A 21,605-nucleotide genomic window follows, 5' to 3' on the forward strand; every position below is an offset into this window, starting at 1 on the left:
GGTTACTTCTCCTCTTCGGCAGCGTCGGAATACGGGAAGACTTCAAGCGGTACGTGAACGACTCGTGAGCCGTTCTTGAACGAACGGACATGCTCGCGGGCGAACTCGTCGACCACGGTGGCTGCGAACAAGACGGAGTGGCCTTCTGGGAGGTGGGACATAACCTCGTCAATCTTCTCCTCGTCAAGCACACCTTCGACAACGACCAAGTGCTCGCGGCCACGATTGCCGTCGAAGTGCAAGTCCTCAGGCGTGAGTGCAAAACGGAGCTGCGCTGCCACGGAGCGCACGAGTAGGTCGCCGGTGGCGTGCTCCGTAAGGGTGGTCAGAGCCACCTCGGGGTCGTAGTCGAAGCAGGCCGGCTCAAGGTGAGCAACTTGGAAGCCTCCGCCGCCTCGCCAGTTGACCAGGCCCTTGACCGGCTTGGTCTTGGTCATGGCCTTGAGTTGCTTGACCGCGGGGTTCTTCTTGAGCTCGTCAGCGTTCTTGATGGTCTTATTCAGCAGCGAGGTGAACTTCTGTGCTTCCTCGGGAGTAAGACCTTCCGGCAAACCGTCCTCGGTAGCGTCGGCGCGTTCTTCCTTCTGGAGGGTGATACCACCCTGGTCTTCGTTGTTGACAACCTTCTCCAGGCGCGGGCGGGTAAAGCGGTTGAACGTGTCCTCCACGAGCTCGCAGGTGACCCAGCGACGGCCCATTTTCTGGGCGACGGCCGCGGTGGTTCCCGAACCGGCGAACACGTCGAGGACAACGTCACCGGGATTCGTGGCGATGTGGATGATGCGTTCGAGGAGTCGCTCGGGCTTGGGGGTCTCGAAGATGCCTTCTGAGTCGGGGAACAGCGCGTCCTGCTCCTTTTCCGCAGCGTTGTTTACCGGGAACTCCTCGAAATTATCGTCCAGCCATAGTGTTGGGTAGGTAAGTCCGGCGCGAACGTTGGTCAAATAAGTTTTCTTTTTCGGACCAGATAGACCATTCCGTCCGAAAACAATTTCTCCACGCTCGATCTTTCCGGGGATGGATTCGCGGGGATACAGCCAGTTCCTGCCTTTAGCGGGCCAGTATTCTTTTCCCGTATTGGGGTTAACTATGGGGTAGAAAAGGTGGTCAACACCGCGACCGCCTTTTGCATTTGAGTCCATCGGGTGTTCTGCCCAGGGACCAAGTGGGTCATTATCCGTGTTGCGATAGCCGCCATGGCCATCTGGTCGTGGTCGGAGGTTAAACGAAGACTGACTGCCATAAACCACAATCGTGTCGTGGTTCGACCCTACGGCAACATCATTGGGCAGATTTGACCGCTTCTTCCACTGGATCTCGGCGACGAAGTTCCCGCTCCCAAACACTTCGTCCAATAGGGCGCGCATTCGGTGATTTTCAACTGCATCCAGGTGAACCCAGATCGAACCGTCGTCGCTCAGAAGGTCGCGCAGGTGCAGCAGTCGGTCGCGCATCATGGTCAGCCAAACCGAGTGTTCGAGGTTGTCCTCGTAGTTGGAGAAAGTTTGCGCGGTGTTGAACGGCGGGTCAATGTAGATGCACTTGACCTTGCCGACGTACTTCTTCGACCACTCCGGCACCCGCGTTAGTGCTTCGAGTACGTCGCCGGACTCGCCCAGAATGAGTAAGTTGTCTGTTTGCGGCTCAAGGTCGGCTCGCTCGGAGTAGGTGGTTCCTTCCTCTTTTTCCGACCTCGTCCCGGCCACCGTTTCGTCAACCGTCAACACCCTCGTCTCGCAATATCGCGGGTCGCGGGGGTCAACCCAGGTGTAGCCGTAACGGCCTTGCTCGGTAGGGATGAGTGCCTTGTCCTTGTTTGTCCAGGTCAGCTCAAGGCGTTGTTGTCTGCCCAACTGTGTCTCCTTCGCGCTAGTCGGGTGTGTTTTCGTCGCCTATCAGAGTAGCCGGGGGCACGACAGAGACCCGAGAAAATGGGCTTAGAGGGCGAACCTGCTTTCGAGCCGCACAACTCCGTTGCTTTCCTACCTCCGACACTTAAAGTAGACGTATGGCAACGACCCAGGTGTGCAGTGCCGAGGGCTGCGATGAGTCCGCGCTTTTTCGCACTCGAACAAAGCCGGCGTGGTGCGAAAAACACCTCGGCGAGATTTACGACCAGGCTGGCTTGCAGCTTCTCGAACCGTTTACAAAGCCCAAGGAGTATTTGCTTACCCGCTGCACCTCCTGTGGCTTCGAAGGTCACTACCGCTTCGAATACGTTTTGCAGACCGTCGGCCGGCACGAGAAGACTTGTCGGGCGTGCTACTGGCGAGGGTGGGCTCGTGACCAGCGCGCGCTACTAGACAAAGGCTCGTCGCGGGAGTCCATTGAGCTCGCTAAGGCCGCAGCGGAAGAGAACGGTTACATCTATCTCGGTCCACTCACAGAACCGTGCTTGGAAAACGACCCACACAAAGTGAAGTGCAAGCGCTGCGGGGTGATTACCGCCGAGCGGGTGGGTGACATTGGCTGGGGCTGCACCTGTGTGAAGTCCAACAAGACAGCAACGGCCGGTACTTCGAAGGCAGTGGGGTCCAACCTGGTCAAAAACGCCACAGACGAGTGTGTTTCCTGGTGGGACCACGAGAAGAACTCCGAGCAGTTGTGGCGTACGGCGAAGAAGGGCTCTCGAAAGACGGCGTGGTGGACTTGTTCTAACGGGCACACGTTTGAGAGCCGAATTGACGAGATGTTCAAACGCGGCAGTTGCAGGCAGTGCGACGAGGAGAAGTGGCGCAAGAAGAAGGCACAGGACGCTATCCACACTTTGGCCTGGCGGCTGGCTTACGCGTTTAGCTCCGTCGCGGACGTGCCAGAGCTCGCCGCTGCGTGGAACGAACCGGACATCGACCCGGCTGACGTTCCGGCGTTGTCGGAGCAGACGTTCATGTTCCGCTGCGAAAGGGGGCACACAATCCGCACATCGCCGCAGGGGGCGAGTCTCTACGAGTGCCGGAAGTGCATCGGGGTCAAGACTAGGGAGCGCAATCTTGCCGCCGCGAAAAGCGGTGAGGTGAAGTCCAGACTCACGCCGGAAATCACGTCCCAGTGGCACCCGACGAAAAACGACGGGCTACTGCTCGGGGCCATCCCACCGACGTCTACGCGCAATGTGTGGTGGCTCGACCCTGTGTGCGGGCACGAGTGGCAGGACGTAGTAGGAAACAGAGACAAGTACGAGCGCTACCGCTGCCCGTTCTGTGAGACCATCCTCGACTCACTCGCGTACCATTATCCGGATGTGGCCGCGCAGTGGTCAGAGCAAAACGACATCAGCCCGTGGCAGATCCGACTGTATACGACTCAACTCGCACAACCACCGCTGTGGGTGTGCCTCGACAACCCTGAGCACACATGGCGTGCCATGCCGTCGAGGCTGGTGAACGGCGCAAGTTGCCCCGACTGTAAGACTGTCGGCAAGTCTGCCGTGGAATGTCTCTACGCAAAGGCAGCGAAGAAGATCTGGGGAAATGCGGCGTCAGGGCAGTGGGTGTACTCCGACTCGTTTACGAACCACTCGTCATGGAGCGTGGACGTGCTCGTTGACCTCCCTGATGGAAAGCAGCTCGGCATTGAGTACGACGGGTCCTACTGGCACAAGGACAAAACCGAGACCGACCTAGTGAAGACTCTGGACTTGCTGAGGCATGGTCTCATTCTGTGCCGCGTTCGAGAGCACCCCCTTCCCGGACTCGACGTCGAAAATCAGAACTACTTCGAGATCACTGCGTACGCCGGCTCCAACGACCCGGAGCATGAACTGGCCGAATTCGCGGAGGTACTAACGCAACACATAGAACGCTCGAATCAAGTCAAACCTTGACGAATAAGCGAAACCGCATAACACCCCCGGAATGGGTCAATCAAACACCCCCGGACGGGGTCATCCGCGCGTGCAAACATGCACGCATTTCCACCACTCCTGTCGACGTCGTTCCGGCCACCCGCGTCGACACATCAAATCGGAACGACTTGCGCCTGCCAGGGGGTGTACTTTTGCGAGTGTGCGAGCGTTCTAGCTATGCGAAACAACAAAACTTTCACCAGCACACACCCGCAAGACTTACGGGTAGTCGTACCCGCCCTTCGACTTCAACCCCTTTCGCGACGGAGCTTTTTGGTACGGCCACATTGGCGTGTGAACCGCGGCTTCGACGGCAGCAACTGTGTCGGCAGACGGCCACACGTCACCTGTGACCCAGCGCGAGAGCACCGAGGGGTGCAGCCCGCACCTGCGGGCAAAGTCCGACCTGTTTTTAGCCCAGCCCTCGGCAACGTAGTACTCGACGGTTTTCACGAGGTTGTCCCGCAATGCCCAAGCCTTGCGGTAGACCTCCGGCACCGTCTCGACATCCAAGTCGGGCCACGTCTCGTATGCGCGTCGCGGTGGAGGGAACTGGGCCATGCCTGCCACGCTACAGCCCAAATGCAGCGAACCGTAGTGCAAACATGCAATGGGGGTACCGGCTTTGCCGTTGCAACTGGTTCCGCTTCGCACCCCGTCACGTTTACCCGTTGCGAGTTCCGCTTCGCCACCCGAGGCGGTGCAGCATGACACTGACCAACCAGCAGCGCGAAGAAGTTGTGCGCCGTATTGAAAACTACGTCCCCAACGGCACCGACGACGGCGCTTGGGAACACATTGCTCATTTCGTCCGTGAGACTGCGAAGAAGGCTACTGTCGAGTCGGAAACCGGGTCGAAGGCATTCGTTGCGGACCAGAAGTCGAGCGTCGACGTTCGTGGTGTACTGCGTGTGCTGACCCGAGCCTCCGCGAGGGCGTTCAACTCCGGGCGTGCGCTCACCGTTGACACGGTGCTCAGCGACGCGAACGTCTCAGCGATACTCGCAACCTTGAAGTCGAGGAACTCGGTTTCTCAAGAAGCCTACCTCTACCGGCTCGTGCGCGAGGCGCTCAACGGCCAGGAGTTGTCGTTGTACAACCGACGGGACATCGAAAAGCCGCCGGCACAGCCGTACGAGCCGAACGACTGGCAGCGCCTGCACCACTGGGTCGTTTCACAGTCCACCGAGCTTCGCCGGGAGCGGGCGGCCGTTATTGTCGGCCTCGGCTTAGGGGCCGGCATTGGCCAGGAGGTTGCTCTGGTCAAAGCCCGTGACGTCACCCTCGACTTAAACGGCGTGGTGTGGGTTGCGGTACCGCACCGTGTCGCTGAGGGCGCGGCGCCCGCCATTCCGGTGGCGGCGGCGCTTGCTCGAAGTGTGTGGGAAGTGGCGCAAAAGCGTGACCCCGACGAGTTGCTGCTCGGTGGCGCAGAGAGCGACGTTCGCGAAATTACGAAACGGTTGAACCTGAATCGTTCGTTCAGGGTCGAACTCGACAGGTTGCGTGCGACGTGGGTGCGTGAGGTGGTACGCCACTTGCCGCGTGAGACTGCGGCGGCCGCGGTGGGCACCGACATTCGCGACTTTCGCCGTTTTGAGAAAATTGCGCGTCTTGACCTGTCGAAGCCGGACTCGCTTGCCGACAGGCTCGACGTGTTGGCGGCCCCGCTTCGAGACTGGCCGGCGTTGAGTCTGTCGGAGGCGAAGCCGGTGGAAGACGTGGACTCCGACACGGGCACCGGCGCGGTGGTCGTGACGTTGCCGAAGCCGGTGGCAGGTGGCACCACGCGCGACGACGAGACCGAGACTGCGGCACCGGAACCAGGCCAGCAGGCCGCCGTCGCCGACCTCGACGCGCACCGCCCAATGCGGGCGCCCCGCTCAATTTCGAGCGAACTGCCTGCCCCCGAAGAGGGTCGTCTATTCGACTTCGCCCGCGGACCGAACCCCGGTACGGAACGTCGTGGGTGGTAGACATGTTGACCTGCGAAAGTGTAGTGTTTGTCCAGGCAGAACATTCGGGAACACGCCGTATTCGTGTGCATGTTTGCACGCTGTGAACCTTGACGTCGTGTGCAAATTTGCACACACTGGGGCTAACTCTTTCCACCATAGGAGTAGCCCACGCCACCACCACCTTGTGTGTGGGCGGACAAGGACAAGCGAATATGCCCACCACAACCACTCGCAATAACCCTCACCAGGTCATTGCGGCCTACACCCCGAAAGTTGTCGAACCCCACGAATGGGACGTTGTCGCACCGTTTGTGCGCGAGCACGTCGCTGCTGTCGCCAGTGCTGTCTGGTCGGCTGACCAGTGCCGAAACGCCCTTCGACTCGTGACCCGTCTCGCAGTGCATGTGTTCAACGCTGGGCGAGACGTCAGCGTTGCAGCCGTGTTCAGCGAGGGTGCTATCAACGCATTTTGCCACCAGGAGCTCGACACCGCGGCAACGCACGTCCGTGGCACGTCACGGGCGACGCTGCGCCGCATTGCCAAGCAGGTCAACCCGAACTTCGACGGACCGCGTCAGCGTCCCGAGTACGGCAACGAGTCGAAGGCCGCACCTTACACCGAAGCAGAAGTGCTTGGCGTAAAGACCTGGGCTGACGCTGAGCACACCGAGTCTCGCCGCCAGCAGGCGAACCTGCTGCTTGCACTTGCACTTGGCGCAGGACTTCGCTCCGGCGAGGTCGCAAACCTCACGGCCGGCGACATTGAGACCGACGCACAGGGCACCGTGGTCTACCCGTGGGGCTACCGCGGGGCGGACAAACGGTTCGTGCCTGTCGAGAGCGAGTGGGCAGGCGTTGTCGCTCAGGCCGTCGAGAACGCAGCAAGCCGTACAGAGTGGCTGTTTCGGCCAATGCGGACAACCGCCGACTCGGGCACCGTTGCGACGTTTACGAAACGCTCTCCGCACCGGGGCACCGTGCTCGACATGGCCCGGGCGCGGACGACGTGGCTTGTCAACCAAGTSAAAAAGGGCGTGCCGGAGACCGCGGTCGTTGAGGCAGCGGGGTTGACCGACTTGCAGCATTACCGGCAGTTCTTGGTCGAACCGACACACGTTTCGGCACGCGAGGCGAGAAGTCTGCTTTCCGGGACGTTGCACGAGACGCCGAAGCGAGGGCTGACGCTCATTCACGGCAGCGCGTAGGCGCTTTTCACACAAACTTTTAACCCCATAAAACACCTGGTCGCGACCCAGGGTGAGTTTTCTATTGCCAAAAACAGACCACTTGAAAAGGAGGTGACAACAATGTCGAAGGGACTTCGCACACGCAAATACGCACCCGCGAAGAAAGGCCACCGCCACAACATTCGCCTGGTGGAGGAGCGCCGCGTGTCCTACGCGAACATGCAGTTGGCCCAGCGCATTGTTGACACCTCCGGCGCGGTTGGTCTCGTGGACTCCTGGCGCGTCGCTGACGGGCTGAAAACCGACAAGGGCGGCCGCCCGCCTGAGGTGGACACCCGCGCGGCGCTGACGCTGTGGACCTACCAGGCAGTCACACAGTCGCCACAGCTCATTGCCCACATGGCAAAGGCCGTCGCCTTCGGTTTGGAAGGTAAGGGCTGGGAACTTCTGGGGCTCACCCCATTCGACTGGGACGAAGCCGACCCGAAGGCGCATTTCGACACCTACATGACGTGGTACAAGCGTATTGCAGCCTGCCTCGACCGCGTTCGCGCGACCATTGAGCCCTTCCCGGAGGTGAGCAAGAAGCGCCGCTACACCGTTGAGGAGTGGGTGCCGTTCATTGCCTACTACGACGAAAAGAAGGGCAAGAAGGAAGTCTTAGCCAAAGTCGAGGAACGCAAAGCCCGCGGCGTCGAACTCGTCAACCGCCTCGTGTGGGCGACTGTGGAACTCATGGACTCCGAGGCCTTCGCCAAGTGGAACGGCGACATTGCCGTGGACGGCACCATTATTCCGGTGTCGAAAAACGGCAACCCGAACAAGAAGGATATGCTCTCTGGCAAGACCAACAAGCACCGCCTTGTCGCCTCGACCCCGACACTTGGCTGGCACGCCAAGGAAGGCGACCACGACGGCGAGAACACGAAGAAGACCGCGACACACACCTGGGGGTTGGAAGCCACTGTTGTCGCCATGTGCGGTGAGGGTTTTGCCGAGCCGGGTGGCGCGCCGGGGCTCATTCTCGGGGTGACTGGCGGAGTACCTGCTGTGGCACCCTCGCAGCGCGTCTTCGAGTCGCTAAAGAACCTCACCGACCGTCCGGAACTCCCGCGCCGGCATTTCATTGCTGACCGCCTGTACTCGCCGGGTCAGAACCCGGTGAAGTTCCAAATGCCTATGCGCAAACTGGGCTACGGGTTCGTCGCTGACATGCGCCGTGACACCCGTGGTGTGCAGACTATTACGACGTCTGGTGCGCCCATTGTGGACGGTACTGCGTACTGTCCTGCAATTCTCAACATGCCGCGCCTGCTCGACCCGTACACCGCTTGGGAAAAGGGGCAACTGACCGACCAGCAGTTCTCAAACCTGCTTCAGGCTCGCAAGCGTCTCGCGCTCGCCCGTTATGGCACGAAGCCGAACAAGAAGGGCGACGTGCGCCTGGGCTGTCCTGCCCGCGCAGAGGGCGCGGAAATTACCTGTCCGCTGGTCCCGCCTGCCGAGGAAGGCAAGAAGAAGGCCGGCTTCCAAAAAGACGAGCTGACCGACTCCGAGGTGCCCTCGAAGGCTGCATGCCCCAAGGTGTGCCAACAGCGCACCGTGACGCTGAAGAACACCGCCGAGGACGGTGCGAAGTTCCTTCAACACGGTCCGGCTTTTATGACCGCCGAGTGGCGTAAAGAGTACGGCCGCCGCAACACCATTGAGTCGCGCAACGCCATGCTCAAGAACGGTTCCTACCAGGGTGCCGGCGACGTCACCACGCGCCTTATGCGTGGCTGGGCAGCGCAAATGCTGTGCATGGCCATGGCCGCGGTAGGGGTGAACCTCGCCATGCTCGACGCGGCTGCCTGGTCGCGTCCACACACGGGTCAGAAGCCGACTCCGCCTCCGCCGCGGGGCGGCCGCAAGCCTGACGCTGACGACATTGAGCAGTGGAAGTTGGGCGACAACGCGCCACCGAAGGCGGCGTAAGCCACAGGCCACCGGCAAAGACCTTGTGTTTTCCAAGGACTTCATGCCGAGTGGCCTAAAGGTCGTGCAGCAACACCAGTTTCAACACAAAAAACCGGCCGGCAAAGCCTTTTTCAGGCTCAAAACCGGCCGGTTTTCGCGTTGTCGGGGATAGTCTCTCCAAAAGTTACCGAATTTTGAAAACCCGGGTTAACCTGGAAGGAGTTTCCTGAATTGAACGGAAAAGTTAACCGAAACCCCCACAACACATGGTGTCCCCGACAGGATTCGAACCTGCGACCTTTGGTACCGGAAACCAATGCTCTAATCCACTGAGCTACGGAGACAATCGGTCTGCGCAACAATTGCGCTGACTGAGCAAGCCTAGCACCGCCCCCATTGGCCATTGAAATCGCCTGCACCCCTAACCGCGTAACGGGTTCCAGGCGGTTTCTAAGAAATGCATGAGGAACTTGCAGGAAATAACAATTCAATTACAAACGGTGCTCTGCCATACTGTTTCTTGCGCGATGAAAATCGTGGCACGGGAAACAATGACAGCGAAACGGCCGGATCCTCCTTTCGGAGGGCCGGCCGTTTCGTGGTGTTCGGGGTGTTACTTGATGATCATGACGATCAGGTCGCGCGGGCCGTGGACACCCTCCACTCGCACCAGCTCGATGTCGGAGGTTGCGGATCCGCCGGAGATCATCGTGGCGGGCTTCAGCGGGTCCAGACGAGCAATCATTTCGGGCACGCCGTAGACAACCGAGTCTGGGCGCACGAACACGACGTGGCGGTCGGGGACCAGCGACAGCGAACGGCGGCCGCAAACGCCGTCCGCCTCCAGCACGATGGTGCCGGTCTCGGCACACGTCACGTGGGAATCGGTCACGGCAACGACATCGCCGAGTTCGCGCGGGTCGCTCGCCGGGTCGTCGGCACGGGCGGTGCCATCGAAGTCGTCGAAAAGCTTCGAGTCGAGCTCCGGAGCGTAGACGATCTCCTTGGAGCCGCGCTCGGCGAGGATCTTGGCGATGTCCTTGCCAAGCTCGCCCTCGGTGGTCTGGACCACGGTGGCACCGTAGTCAACGAGGCGGTCAATGAGCAGCTCGCGCAGCTCCTCGGTGCCCATGTCGGAAGTGGTGCGGTATTCGCGGATTACCTCGACGCTTGACGGGGCGTTCGACAGCTTCTGCGCGTTACGAATGCGGGTTAGCATCTCCTGCTTCGCGTCAGCGTTGCGGCGCTCGTCGTCGCCGAAACCGCCCTTGGACGGGGTGCTAGCAGTAACTTTGTTCGTCATTACTTCTCGAACTCCTCCGGGGTGGTCAGGTAATCGTCGACGTCAGGGGTTCCCTCACGGCTCGGGATACCTTCCTCGCGCGCCTTTGCCAGCAGCTCCTGCGCCTCGTCGGTGTCCCACCACTGGCGGAACGACTTCTTCGGCGGCACCGCGACATCGCGGTACTCAGTCCAGCCGGAGATTGGCGGCGGCATGGTCTCGATCTCGCCGTTGAAACCGCCAAGCACGCGGCCGAGCGCGACCATGCGCACAGCGCGGTTCCACAACTTCGGCTTGCCCCACAGCAGGCTGATTGTGCCGAACGCCTTGGACTCAAGGAACGGGGTCTCGTTCTTGACCTTCTGGTGGCGCAGCTCGAGGAGAATGTCGGTGATCGGGATGCGCACCGGGCAAACCTCGTCACAACGGCCGCACAGCGAGGACGCGAACGGCAGGGTGCCGTTCGGGTCGTCGCCGGACTCGATGCCGGTGAGCTGCGGGGTCAGAATCGCGCCGATCGGGCCCGGGTAGGTCGAGCCGTAGGAGTGGCCGCCTGCGCGCTCGTAGACCGGGCAGACGTTCAGGCACGCGGAGCAGCGGATGCACTTGAGCGCCTCGCGGCCGATCTCGTTGCTCATCGCAGCGGTGCGGCCGTTGTCCAGGAGCACGATGTGGAAGTTCTTCGGGCCGTCGCCCTCGGTCACACCGGTCCAGAGCGAGGTATACGGGTTCATGCGCTCCGCGGTGGAGGAGCGCGGCAGCAGCTGCAGGAAGACACCGAAGTCCTCGTACTTCGGCAGCAGCTTCTCAATGCCCATGACGGTGATCAGGGTCTCCGGCAGGGTCAGGCACATACGGCCGTTGCCCTCGGACTCCACGATGGAGACGGTGCCCGTCTCCGCCACACCGAAGTTCACGCCGGAGATAGCGACCTTGGCCTTCATGAACTGCTCGCGCAGGTACACGCGTGCGGCCTCGGCGAGCTCCTGCGGATCATCCGTCAGCGTGTCATCCGTGTTCGGCATCTTCGCCACGAAGATGTCGCGGATCTCGGAGCGGTTGCGGTGGATGGCCGGCACGAGGATGTGGGAGGGGAAGTCCTCGCCGAGCTGGACGATGAGCTCAGCCAGGTCTGTCTCCTGTGCGTGGATGCCGCGCTTTTCCAGCTCCTCGTTCAGCGCGATTTCCTGGGTGGCCATCGACTTAATCTTGACCACGTTTTTCTCGCCGGTCTCTTCGACCAGACGGGCGATGATCTCGTTGGCTTCCTTGGAATCGCGTGCCCAGTGGACATGGCCGCCGCGAGCGGTGACGTTGCGCTCGAACTCCTCGAGCAGCTCCGGCATGCGGGCTGCGACGTCCTGCTTGATGGTGGAGCCTGCGGTGCGCAGATCCTGCCAGTCATCCAGCTCGTCGACTGCGCCCTGACGCTTCACGCGAATGGTCGTGGTGGCGTAGTTCAGGTTGCGGCGCTTGGTGACGTTGTCGAGCTCGTTGTGCGCGGCCTTCTGGAACTTCTCGGTGCCACGCAGGTGGTTCGGGCCGACTGCATGCGGCGGCATCGCGGGTTTGCCCAGTGCAACTTTCACAGCATTTTCTCCTTCGAGTACGCGGCCTTCGTCGGCGTCCACGGGTTTTCCTTGGTCGACGCCAGGATCTCAGCCATGTGCAGCGCACGAACACCATTGTGCTGGCGGCTCATGGCACCCGCAATGTTCATCAGGCAGGAGGAGTCACCGGCGGTGACGTACTCGGCCTTAGTTTCCTTGATGTGGCGAGCCTTGTCGGACACCATCGCCGCGGAAACTTCGCTCATCTTCACCGCGAAGGTGCCGCCGAAGCCGCAGCACTCTTCCTCGTTGGGAAGATCCACCAGCTCGAGGCCCTCGACCGCGCGCAGCAGGTCCTTCGGGCGCTCGCCGACCTTGATAAAGCGGCGGGAGTGGCAGGAGGAGTGGTAGGTCACGCGGTGCGGGAAGAAGGCTCCCACGTCGTAGGTGCCGGCGACGTCCACGATGAATTCGGACAGATCGTAGGTCTTCTTGGCGGTCTGCTCCGCGCCGTCGGCAAGCGCCTTGCTCCCGTAACGATCCGCGATGCGCACGTGCTGCTCGCGAACCGCACCCGTGCACGAACCGGAGGGGACGATCACGTAGTCGATCGAGGGATCGGAGAACGCGTCGACGTAGGACTCGATGATCGGCACGGCCTGCTCTTGGTAGCCGGTGTTGATGTGCATCTGGCCGCAGCAAGTTTGGCCTTCGGGGAAGACAACCTCGTAACCAAGACGCGAGAGCACAAGCGCGGAAGCTTTGTGCGCGTCGGGGAAGAGGGCATCACCGATACAAGTAGAAAACAGCGCTACTCGCATGTATGGACTCCTTGAATGGTGGTTTTAATGTGGGACACAGGCATGACCGTACTCTGTTACTGCACGACCGGCGCGAGTGCGGTGAGAATGTTGGTCTGTAGGAAGACCATCACGCAAACTGCGAGCAGGAAGACGAAGGACCACGGAAAGACCTTCTTGAAGATCTCGGACTCCTTGCCCTCCATGTTCACCGAGGTTGCGGCGATGGCGAGCGACTGCGGGGAGATCATCTTGCCCACGACACCACCGGTGGTGTTGGCCGCGAGCAAAAGATCCGGGTTAAGGCTCAGGCGGTCTGCCGCAGTGACCTGGAGGTTGGCAAACAGCGCGTTGGCGGAGGTGTCGGAGCCGGTGACGGCCACGCCGACCCAGCCAAGAACCGGGGCGAAGAACGCGAATGCCGGGCCGAGGTTGGCGAAGAACTCGCCGATAGTCACGGTCTGGCCGGAGTAGTTCATCACGAACGCGAGCGCGAGGACGAGGAAGATCGTCGCTGCAGACCAGCGCATGCGGTAGGCGGTGTCGCCGAACTCCTTGCCCACCTGGCCCCAGGTAAGCGGGTAGCGGCCGTCCTCGTCCCAGATCATGTAAATCACGGCCACGATCAGGCCGGAGATGATCAGCAGGGTGCCCGGGTTGTTGATGTAGGCAAACGAGTAGTCGGTCTTGACCTCGCCGCCGGTGGCGTTGAGCAGCTTGCCGGTCTCGATGCCCGGCCAGGCGAATTTGATCTGGAAGCTCTTCAGCCAGTTCGGGATGGTGGTGCCCAGGTTCGCGAGGCCGAAGATGACCACGACGATGGCGTAGGGTAGCAGCGCCATCCAGACGCGGTTCGCCGGCAGTTCGATTTCGTCGGAGGAGTGGCCGTCAACCTCGAGACCGAGGCGTTCGCGCAGCTCCGGCACACCCTTCGGGGTCCAGAATCGCAGCAGGACGAATGCCGCGCCGAGGGCGACGATGCAGGCCACCACGTCGGTGAGCTGGTACTGGAAGAAGTTGGAGGTCCACCACTGGGCGATACCGAAGGAAAGGCCGATGACGAAGGCCGCCGGGGCGGTCTCCTTGACGCCACGCCAACCGTCGACAAGGAACGCGATGATGAACGGCACGAAGAAGGCCAGGAACGGCGTCTGGTGGCCGACAATGGCGGCGATGTTCTCGGTCTGCTCGAGGCTGCGGCCGCCGACTTCGCCGGCGGTGGTGATCGGAATCGCCACGGCGCCGAAGGCCACCGGGGCGGTGTTGGCCAAAAGCACGATGGTGGCGGCCTTCAGCGGCGGGATGCCCAGGGTGAGGATCATGGTGGCGGTAATGGCCACCGGCGCGCCGAAGCCGGCGAGTGCCTCAAGCAGGCCACCGAAGCAGAAGGCGATAAGCATCGCCTGGATGCGCACGTCGCCGTTGCCCATCTTGTCAAAGACCAGGCGCAGGTCTTCGAAACGGCCGGAAGCCACGGTGATCTGGTAGAACCAGATCGCGCTGAGGATGGTGAAGACGATGGGGAAGAGGCCGTAGAGGCCGCCGCGCAGGGCGGAGGACAGGGCCATGGCCGTGGGCATGTTGAAGCCGAGGATTGCAACCAGGATGGCCACAACCAGTGCGACAAGTGCGGAAGTGTGAGCGCGGGCTTTGACGCCCAGCAGCATGATGAAGAACGTGATCAGCGGCAGGGTAGATACCAGTGCCGAGAGCCCGACGCTGCCTCCGACAGCGTCGGTGTACACCTGGAATTGGTCCATGTACAGACTCCTCGTTGTTAGGTGAGCGATAGTGACCTGTCGCACGAGATTGCGCAACGTGTGATCGAAGCGAATTATCGCACCTAGCGCATAGAACTCGTGCATGGAAGGCGCGCGGATTTCGCCGCCACCCACCAACCTGACAGTTGTCGCTGTACAGCCACTGTTTAGCGCCGCCACCGGGGGTAATTCAGAAGGCGGAGAGGGGGTAGTACGCGTGTATGTCGCGGGCGCTACACTTTCACCACATGACCCCAGCAGATCTTGCAACAACTGTCAGGCAAGTCACCGTCGATGTGCTGCGCGAGCGCGACCTTGACACCACCGCCGTCCCCGAGGCGGTCACCGTCGAGCGCCCCCGCAACCCCGAGCACGGCGACTACGCCACCAACGTTGCGCTGCAGGTGGCCAAGAAGGTCGGCATGAACCCGCGCGAGCTCGCGCAGTTGCTTGCGGACGTCCTGGCCAACCACCCCGCCATCGACACCGCCGAAATCGCGGGCCCCGGCTTCATCAATCTCCGCCTGGCCAGCGATGCGCAGGGCCAGCTCGTCGCCACCATCTTGGAGGCAGGGGAGCAGTTCGGGCACTCAGAGCTTTACGACGGCCAGGTGATCAACCTGGAGTTTGTCTCAGCGAACCCCACCGGGCCGATCCACCTGGGCGGCACCCGTTGGGCTGCAGTGGGTGACTCTCTCGGCCGCGTGCTTGAGGCGTCCGGCGCCAAGGTGACGCGGGAGTACTACTTCAACGACCACGGCGGTCAGATTGACCGCTTTGCCCGGTCCCTCGTCGCTGCTGCGAAGGGCGAGCCGACTCCGGAGGACGGCTACGGCGGCGGGTATATCTATGACATTGCTCAAGTGATCGTCGATAAGCACCCTGAAGCTCTTGAGGGGGATGCCGCAACGGTGCAGGAAACCTTCCGTGCGGAGGGTGTGGAGCTGATGTTTGCGCAGATCAAGCGCTCGCTGCATGAGTTCGGCGTGGATTTTGACGTGTACTTCCACGAAAACTCGCTGTTCGAGTCGGGGGCGGTGGACAAGGCCGTGCAGACGCTGAAAGACAACGGGAATCTGTATGAGGCGGAGGGCGCGTGGTGGTTGCGCTCGACGGACTTTGGCGATGACAAGGACCGTGTGGTGATTAAGTCGGACGGCGATGCTGCGTACATCGCCGGCGACATCGCGTACGTGGCGGACAAGTTCGACCGCGGCCACACGCTGGCGATTTACATGCTGGGCGCGGACCACCACGGCTACATCGCGCGTCTGCGTGCGGCGGCGCAGGCGCTGGGCTACGACGCGAACGCGGTCGAGGTGCTCATCGGCCAGATGGTGAACCTGGTGCGCGACGGCGAGGCCGTGAAGATGTCCAAGCGTGCGGGCACCGTGATCACGCTGGAGGACCTGGTGGAGGCGATCGGCGTGGACGGCGCGCGGTATTCGCTGGTGCGCTCCTCGGTGGACTCTTCGTTGGATATCGACCTGGATCTGTGGCAGAAGCAGTCCAGCGACAACCCGGTGTACTACGTGCAGTACGGCCATGCGCGGCTGTGCTCGATCGACCGAAAGGCCGCTGAAGCGGGCGTCAGCGTTGAAGGCGCCGACCTCTCGCTGCTCACGCACGAGAAGGAAGGCGACCTGATCCGCACGCTCGGCGAATTCCCGGCCGTGGTGAAGGCGGCCGCCGAGCTACGCGAGCCGCACCGCATCGCGCGCTACGCCGAGGAACTGGCCAGCGCCTTCCACAAGTTCTACGACTCGTGCCAGATCCTGCCCAAGGCCGCCGAGGACCCGCAGCCCATCCACGGCGCGCGCCTCGCGCTGGCGCAGGCGACCCGGCAGGTGCTGGCGAATGCGCTGGGCATGCTCGGTGTCAGTGCGCCGGAGCGGATGTAGGAGGCGCCACCGCATGGAAACTCGATCTGCGGCGCAGGCCGCTATTGACGCGTTCAACGAGCTGCCCGCGCACGTGTGGCCGCGCAACGCCCGCCGCCAGGAAGACGGGGTGGTCACCATCGCGGGCGTGCCCCTGACGGAGATCGCCGAAGAATACGGCACGCCGGTCCTGGTGGTGGATGAGGACGACTTCCGCTCCCGCTGCCGCGACATGGCCGACGCGTTCGGTGGGCCCGCCAACGTGCACTACGCCTCGAAGGCGTTTCTGACCCGCCACATCGCGCGCTGGGTTGAAGAAGAAGGCCTGGCGTTGGACGTAGCCAGCGAGAACGAGCTGCGCATCGCGCTCGCCGCGGACTTTCCGGCGGAGCGCATCACGGTGCACGGCAACAACAAGTCGGCGACTTTCTTGCAGCTGTGCCTAGATTCCCGGGTTGGCCACGTGGTCATCGACTCGCACCAGGAACTCGCGGAGCTCGAAGCGCTCGCGCGCGAAGCCGCTGTAACCCAGGACGTTTTCGTTCGCGTGAAGCCGGGTGTGGACGCGCACACGCACGAGTTCATCGCGACCAGCCACGAGGACCAGAAGTTCGGCCTCTCCCTGGCCTCCGGTTCCGCGTACAAGGCGGCGGTCGACGCGATCCGCTCGCCCCACCTTGAGCTGACCGGCCTACACGCCCACGTGGGCTCGCAGGTCTTCGACGCCGAAGGTTTCAAGCTCGCCGCCCAGCGCGTGCTCGCGCTCTACGCCCAGATCTTCAAAGAGACTGGAGTAGCCCTCGGCTACCTCGACCTCGGCGGTGGCTACGGCATCGCCTACACCACCGAGGAGCTGCCGCTGGACGTACGCGCTGTCGCCGCGGATCTGCTCAGCGAGGTCCAAGACGTCGCCGACGACCTCGGCATCGCCGCGCCGACCGTCGTCGTCGAGCCGGGCCGCGCGATCGCCGGCCCATCCACCGTCACGGTCTACGCCGCCGGCGTGGTCAAAGACGTCCACACCTCCTACACCACCACGCGCCGCTACATCGCCGTCGACGGCGGCATGAGCGACAACATTCGCCCCTCGCTGTACGCATCGCTTTACGACGGCCGCGTGGTCAACCGCTTCGCGGAAGGCGAGCCCACCCAGACCAGACTTGTCGGTTCCCACTGCGAATCGGGCGACATCCTGATCAACGATGCGATGTGGCCCGACGACATCGCGCGCGGCGACCTCATCGCACTGCCGGCCACCGGCGCCTACTGCTACGCCATGAGCTCGAACTACAACGCCTTCGGCCGCCCCGCGGTGGTCGCGGTGCGCGCCGGGCGGGTCAAGCCGATGGTGCGCCGCGAGACCGTCGAGGACATATTGGCCCGCGAATACTAGCTGCCTTTCGCGTCGGAACACCCAGTACACTGACTCCGGACTAATCCATCTTGATCCACTGAAGAACAACGAGGAGTGCACCACGCATGAGCGTCGTAAGCGCTGAGAGCAACGGCAATTACCCAGGCAAGGGCGTTGGCGAACCGGTTGGTGTCGCCATTCTGGGCAAGGGCACCGTGGGTACCGGCGTGCTGCGCCTGCTCTCGGAGTTCTCGCACAACCTCGAACAACGCATTGGTGGGCCGCTGGAGGTCCGAGGCGTCGCGGTATCGAACGTCGATAAGCATAAGGATGCTCCGGAAGCTGCGGGCCTGTACCTGACTGACAACGCACTCGAGCTGATCGAGCGAGACGATGTTGACGTGGTTGTCGAGGTCATCGGCGGCATTGATTATCCGCGTGAGCTGGTGCTGAAGGCGCTGCGTGCAGGCAAGTCCGTAGTCACGGCGAACAAGGCACTGGTGGCCGCGCACGGTTCGGAGCTTGCCGATGCCGCGAACGAGGCCGGCGTAGACCTCTACTACGAGGCTGCGGTGGCGGCGGCGATTCCGGTGGTGGGCATGCTGCGTCGCTCACTGGCCGGTGACCAGGTGCAGCGCATCTCGGGCATTGTCAACGGCACGACCAACTTCATCCTGGATGCGATGGCGTCGACCGGCGCGAGCTACGAGGACGCGCTGGCGGAAGCGACGCGACTGGGCTACGCCGAAGCTGACCCGACCGCGGACGTAGAGGGCCACGACGCGGCGTCGAAGGCCGCGATTCTCGCATCCATGGGCTTCCACACCCGCGTGACCTTTGATGATGTGTACTGCGAGGGCATCACCGGCATCACAGCCGAGGACATCGCGGCGGCGGCGAAGGCGAACCAGACCATCAAGCTGCTGGCGATCTGCGAGCGCCTGGTGAACGAGGACGGCACCACCCGTGCCGTGAACGCGCGCGTGCACCCGACGCTGGTGCCCAACGAGCACCCGCTGGCGAGCGTGGACAAGAGCTACAACGCGATCTTCGTCGAGGCCGAGGCCGCCGGGCGCCTCATGTTCTACGGCAACGGTGCCGGTGGCGCGCCAACCGCGTCCGCGGTGCTCGGCGACCTGGTCGGTGCCGCCCGCAACAAGATCCACGGTGGCCGCGCACCAGCGGAAAACCCGTACGCGAACTACGACGTCGTGGGATTTGAAGAAGTGGAAACCCGCTACCACGTGAATATGACGGTCAACGATCGCGTCGGCGTGCTCGCTGACTTGGCGCGAATGTTCTCCGAGGCCGACGTGTCGCTGTCCGCGGTACGCCAGGAGGAATCCGGCAACGAGGCCCACCTGATCGTGGTTACGCACAAGGCGCGCGAGAAGAACCTGCATGAGATCGTGCAGCGCTTGAGTGATCACGACGACGTGATCGCCGTGAACTCCGTGCTCCGTCTGCACGACTAGGGGAGAGGTTATGTCCGAACTTGCTGCCCTTCCCGTCGGCCTGAAGGCCAACGTCCGCGTGCCGGGTTCTTCCGCGAACTTGGGTCCCGGCTTTGACACCCTCGGCCTCGCGCTGGGAATCTACGACACCGTCGAAGTGGAGGTCACCGACTCCGGCTTGGAGATTGAGATCCACGGCGAAGGCGCCGACGACCTGCCGCGCGACGAGTCGCACCTGGTCGTGCGCGCCATACGCTCGGGTTTGGACGCCGCCGGCGTGACCGCGCCAGGTTTGCGCGTGGTGTGCCACAACACGATTCCGCAGTCCCGCGGCCTCGGCTCCTCGGCCGCCGCAGCAGTCGCCGGAGTCGTCGCCGCAAATACGCTGGCAGGTTCGCCGCTTGACGACGACGCGGTGGTGCAGCTTTCCTCCGAGTTCGAGGGCCATCCGGATAACGCCGGTGCCTCGGTCGTGGGCGGGGCCGTCGTCTCCTGGACCGACATTCCGGTCGACGGCCACTCGAAGCCGCAGTACCGAGCAGTGCGGATCCCGGTGGATCCGTCGATACGCGCTGTGGCTCTGGTGCCGAACTTCCATGCTTCGACTGAGGCCGTGCGCGAGGTGCTGCCCTCGCACGTCACGCACATCGACGCGCGCTTCAACGTTTCGCGTACCGCGGTCATGACCGCGGCGCTGCAGTCCCACCCCGAGCTGCTTTGGGAAGGCACCCGCGACCGCCTGCACCAGCCGTATCGCTCCGATGTCCTGCCGGTCACCGCCGAGTGGGTCAACCGCCTACGTAACCGGGGCTACGCCGCATACCTCTCCGGCGCCGGACCGACCGCAATGGTGCTGCTCACCGGCGAGGTTGACGAGACTTTGAGCAGTTTGCTTAACGACGCCCGCGCCGCCGGCCTCACAGTGCACGAGCTGGAAGTAGCGGGGCCGGCGACAGCCGAGCTCACCCGCCCCTAGCCTGGCTCCGCGCGTAGCCTGGCTCGGCGCGTAGCTCCGCTCCTGCTGAGGTCTACAACCGACGACCCCAGTTGTAGACCTCAGCCGGGGTGGGTGAAATCAGGGTCGATATCGGGGCAATCCCCGTTGTCCAACTGCACGTCTGAAGATTGACTTGAAAGTATGACCGCACCGCACGCTGACACTCTCGCCCGCGCTCCAAAGCGCACCCTGCCCACATCCGCGAAGGTGCGCTACCTCGCCCCTGATGTCGCACGCGGCGTGGCACTGCTGGGGATCGCAATGGCTAATGTGGTCACCGCCTGGCTTCCCGGGCACGCGAACTTCCCTTTTTACTACGGTGACGACCTCAGCGACCCGAGCGTGCTGGATAAGGTGCTCGTGGTCTTCCAGACGATGTTCGTGCACGTGCGCGGGCTACCCATGTTCTCGACGTTGCTCGGGGTGGGCATCGGCATGATCACTGCGAGCCAGCTCTCGAAGGGTAGGTCCGTGAAAGCCACTCGGCGGCTCCTGTGGCGCCGATACGCCTGGCTCATGGTTTTCGGCGTGCTCCATGCTGCGCTGCTGTTCTGGGGCGACATCATGACCGCGTACGGTGTGATCGGCCTGCTCATGGGCGTGCTCATCAGCCGAAGCGACAGATTCCTGAAAGCCACCGCGGTGGTGGTCTACATCGTGGCGTCGATAGCGATGCTTGTGGCTGGGTACTTCCTTACAGGCCATTTCAAAGCTGCAGTCTCCGAGGCTGACTTGATGCCGCCGGTTGAGACTGGGGTGCCGCAGTCGTGGGACGAGCTCGGGGAGAACCTGGTTGGCGCCGTGGTTGGAATTGCCGGGGGGCTCCTCGCCGCACTGGCGCTGCTCCCGATCGTCCTCGTGGGCTTCCTGTGGGGACGCAGTGGCGTGTTCGCCGACATCGATGCGCACCGGCGGATGCTGCTGCGCTGGGTGTGGGTTGCGGTCGCGGTGATCCTGCTGAACGGCCTGCCCGTCGGCCTTGCTGCCGTTGGTGTGTCGCCGGACGCGTGGTCTGAGCCACTCTTCATGCTGGTAGAGGTGGTGGGCGTGCTCACCGGGCCCGGCATCCTCGCGGCCATTGCGCTGCTGGTGCAGCCTGTGCAGCGCCAGGTGGCGGAAACCGGAATCCCGAGGTGGCTCTACCCGGTCAATGCATTGGGTAAGCGGTCGATGAGCGGCTACCTCATGCAGTCGGTGATCTTCGTGCTTGTGATCCAGTTCGTGTCGTACTCCTACCTCGAATGGATGAGCATTGCCGAGAAGATGCTGCTAGCTGTTGCGGTGTGGCTGGTCACCCTGGTGCTGGCGACGCTACTCGAGCTCGCGGGGCTGCCGGGCCCGTTCGAATGGGCGCACCGCCGCTTGAGCTACAGAGAGCCGAGGCGGAAGCGGAAGCAAAGGCGCGGTGTCGAGCAAGAGCAAGCTCCGGTACTTACGTCACCACAGCCGGCCGGGCCGCAGTAGGCGGATTGACATTCCGCGGCGCGGAATTCTGCCGCGCGGAAAATCGCTACGCCGATTCCGCCGCGCGGAATTTTGTGGAGCCCCAGACTCGTCGCGCGCGAAGCTAGGTTCTGAGT

15 protein-coding genes and 1 tRNA gene are annotated in these 21,605 nt (G+C 62.7%); 9 read left to right on the forward strand and 7 right to left on the reverse strand.

The features are described 5' to 3' along the window. Positions 1 to 2: 2 nt before the first annotated feature. Positions 3 to 1,853 carry a site-specific DNA-methyltransferase gene (locus tag CGLAU_RS05120; protein WP_095659753.1) on the reverse strand — a complete coding sequence of 617 codons (1,851 nt, stop codon included), beginning with the start codon at positions 1,851 to 1,853 and terminating at the stop codon, positions 3 to 5. 155 nt (positions 1,854 to 2,008) lie between these two features. Here CGLAU_RS05120 and CGLAU_RS05125 point away from each other — a divergent pair, with 155 nt between their 5' ends. Further along, a complete protein-coding gene (locus CGLAU_RS05125) occupies positions 2,009 to 3,823 on the forward strand; it encodes a zinc-ribbon domain-containing protein (RefSeq protein WP_095659754.1) in 1,815 nt (604 codons plus the stop codon). Positions 3,824 to 4,063: 240 nt separating this feature from the next. On the opposite strand, the gene CGLAU_RS05130 is transcribed toward CGLAU_RS05125, so the two are convergent. Next, on the reverse strand, positions 4,064 to 4,405 hold the full coding sequence (locus tag CGLAU_RS05130; protein ID WP_095659755.1) for a helix-turn-helix domain-containing protein: 342 nt from the start codon (positions 4,403 to 4,405) through the stop codon (positions 4,064 to 4,066). Between the two features lie 146 nt (positions 4,406 to 4,551). Here CGLAU_RS05130 and CGLAU_RS05135 point away from each other — a divergent pair, with 146 nt between their 5' ends. The 3 genes from CGLAU_RS05135 (at position 4,552) to CGLAU_RS05145 (ending at position 8,966) form a co-directional block, all read left to right on the forward strand. Beyond that, positions 4,552 to 5,820, forward strand: coding sequence for a hypothetical protein (locus CGLAU_RS05135; RefSeq protein ID WP_095659756.1), 1,269 nt, complete (start codon positions 4,552 to 4,554; stop codon positions 5,818 to 5,820). A gap of 194 nt (positions 5,821 to 6,014) precedes the next feature. Beyond that, entirely contained in the window at positions 6,015 to 7,007 is a 993-nt protein-coding gene (locus CGLAU_RS05140; RefSeq protein WP_095659757.1) for a tyrosine-type recombinase/integrase, read from the forward strand. 102 nt (positions 7,008 to 7,109) lie between these two features. Then, positions 7,110 to 8,966 carry a hypothetical protein gene (locus CGLAU_RS05145; RefSeq protein ID WP_095659758.1) on the forward strand — a complete coding sequence of 619 codons (1,857 nt, stop codon included), beginning with the start codon at positions 7,110 to 7,112 and terminating at the stop codon, positions 8,964 to 8,966. A gap of 249 nt (positions 8,967 to 9,215) precedes the next feature. On the opposite strand, the gene CGLAU_RS05150 is transcribed toward CGLAU_RS05145, so the two are convergent. The 5 genes from CGLAU_RS05150 to CGLAU_RS05170 all read right to left on the reverse strand — a co-directional run bounded on the left by CGLAU_RS05150 (position 9,216) and on the right by CGLAU_RS05170 (position 14,340). Beyond that, positions 9,216 to 9,292 (reverse strand) — tRNA-Arg (locus CGLAU_RS05150). A gap of 269 nt (positions 9,293 to 9,561) precedes the next feature. After that, a complete protein-coding gene (locus tag CGLAU_RS05155) occupies positions 9,562 to 10,167 on the reverse strand; it encodes a LutC/YkgG family protein (RefSeq protein ID WP_232507249.1) in 606 nt (201 codons plus the stop codon). Between the two features lie 83 nt (positions 10,168 to 10,250). Further along, the gene (locus CGLAU_RS05160) at positions 10,251 to 11,792 is read right to left on the reverse strand and encodes a lactate utilization protein B (protein WP_095661056.1); all 1,542 of its coding nucleotides are present in this window, start codon (positions 11,790 to 11,792) and stop codon (positions 10,251 to 10,253) included. 23 nt (positions 11,793 to 11,815) lie between these two features. Then, positions 11,816 to 12,601: a (Fe-S)-binding protein gene (locus tag CGLAU_RS05165; RefSeq protein WP_095659760.1), complete on the reverse strand. Its 786-nt coding sequence runs from the start codon at positions 12,599 to 12,601 to the stop codon at positions 11,816 to 11,818. Positions 12,602 to 12,657: 56 nt separating this feature from the next. Further along, entirely contained in the window at positions 12,658 to 14,340 is a 1,683-nt protein-coding gene (locus CGLAU_RS05170) for an L-lactate permease (protein ID WP_095659761.1), read from the reverse strand. A gap of 248 nt (positions 14,341 to 14,588) precedes the next feature. On the opposite strand from CGLAU_RS05170, the gene argS reads away from it, so the two are divergent. From argS to CGLAU_RS05195, 5 genes are all read left to right on the forward strand, one after another. After that, positions 14,589 to 16,241 (forward strand): arginine--tRNA ligase, encoded by a 1,653-nt coding sequence (gene argS, locus CGLAU_RS05175; protein WP_095659762.1) that lies wholly within the window; start codon positions 14,589 to 14,591, stop codon positions 16,239 to 16,241. Positions 16,242 to 16,254: 13 nt separating this feature from the next. Further along, a complete protein-coding gene (lysA, locus tag CGLAU_RS05180; protein ID WP_095659763.1) occupies positions 16,255 to 17,613 on the forward strand; it encodes a diaminopimelate decarboxylase in 1,359 nt (452 codons plus the stop codon). A gap of 86 nt (positions 17,614 to 17,699) precedes the next feature. Next, positions 17,700 to 19,049, forward strand: a complete 1,350-nt coding sequence (locus CGLAU_RS05185; protein ID WP_095659764.1) for a homoserine dehydrogenase — start codon at positions 17,700 to 17,702, stop codon at positions 19,047 to 19,049. A 10-nt stretch (positions 19,050 to 19,059) separates the two neighbouring features. Next, complete coding sequence (thrB, locus tag CGLAU_RS05190; protein ID WP_095659765.1) at positions 19,060 to 20,004, forward strand: homoserine kinase; 945 nt, start codon at positions 19,060 to 19,062, stop codon at positions 20,002 to 20,004. Positions 20,005 to 20,166: 162 nt separating this feature from the next. Next, positions 20,167 to 21,489: a DUF418 domain-containing protein gene (locus CGLAU_RS05195; RefSeq protein WP_095659766.1), complete on the forward strand. Its 1,323-nt coding sequence runs from the start codon at positions 20,167 to 20,169 to the stop codon at positions 21,487 to 21,489. Positions 21,490 to 21,605: the final 116 nt, after the last annotated feature.

Source organism: Corynebacterium glaucum, assembly GCF_002287505.1.
GTDB lineage: Bacteria > Actinomycetota > Actinomycetes > Mycobacteriales > Mycobacteriaceae > Corynebacterium > Corynebacterium glaucum.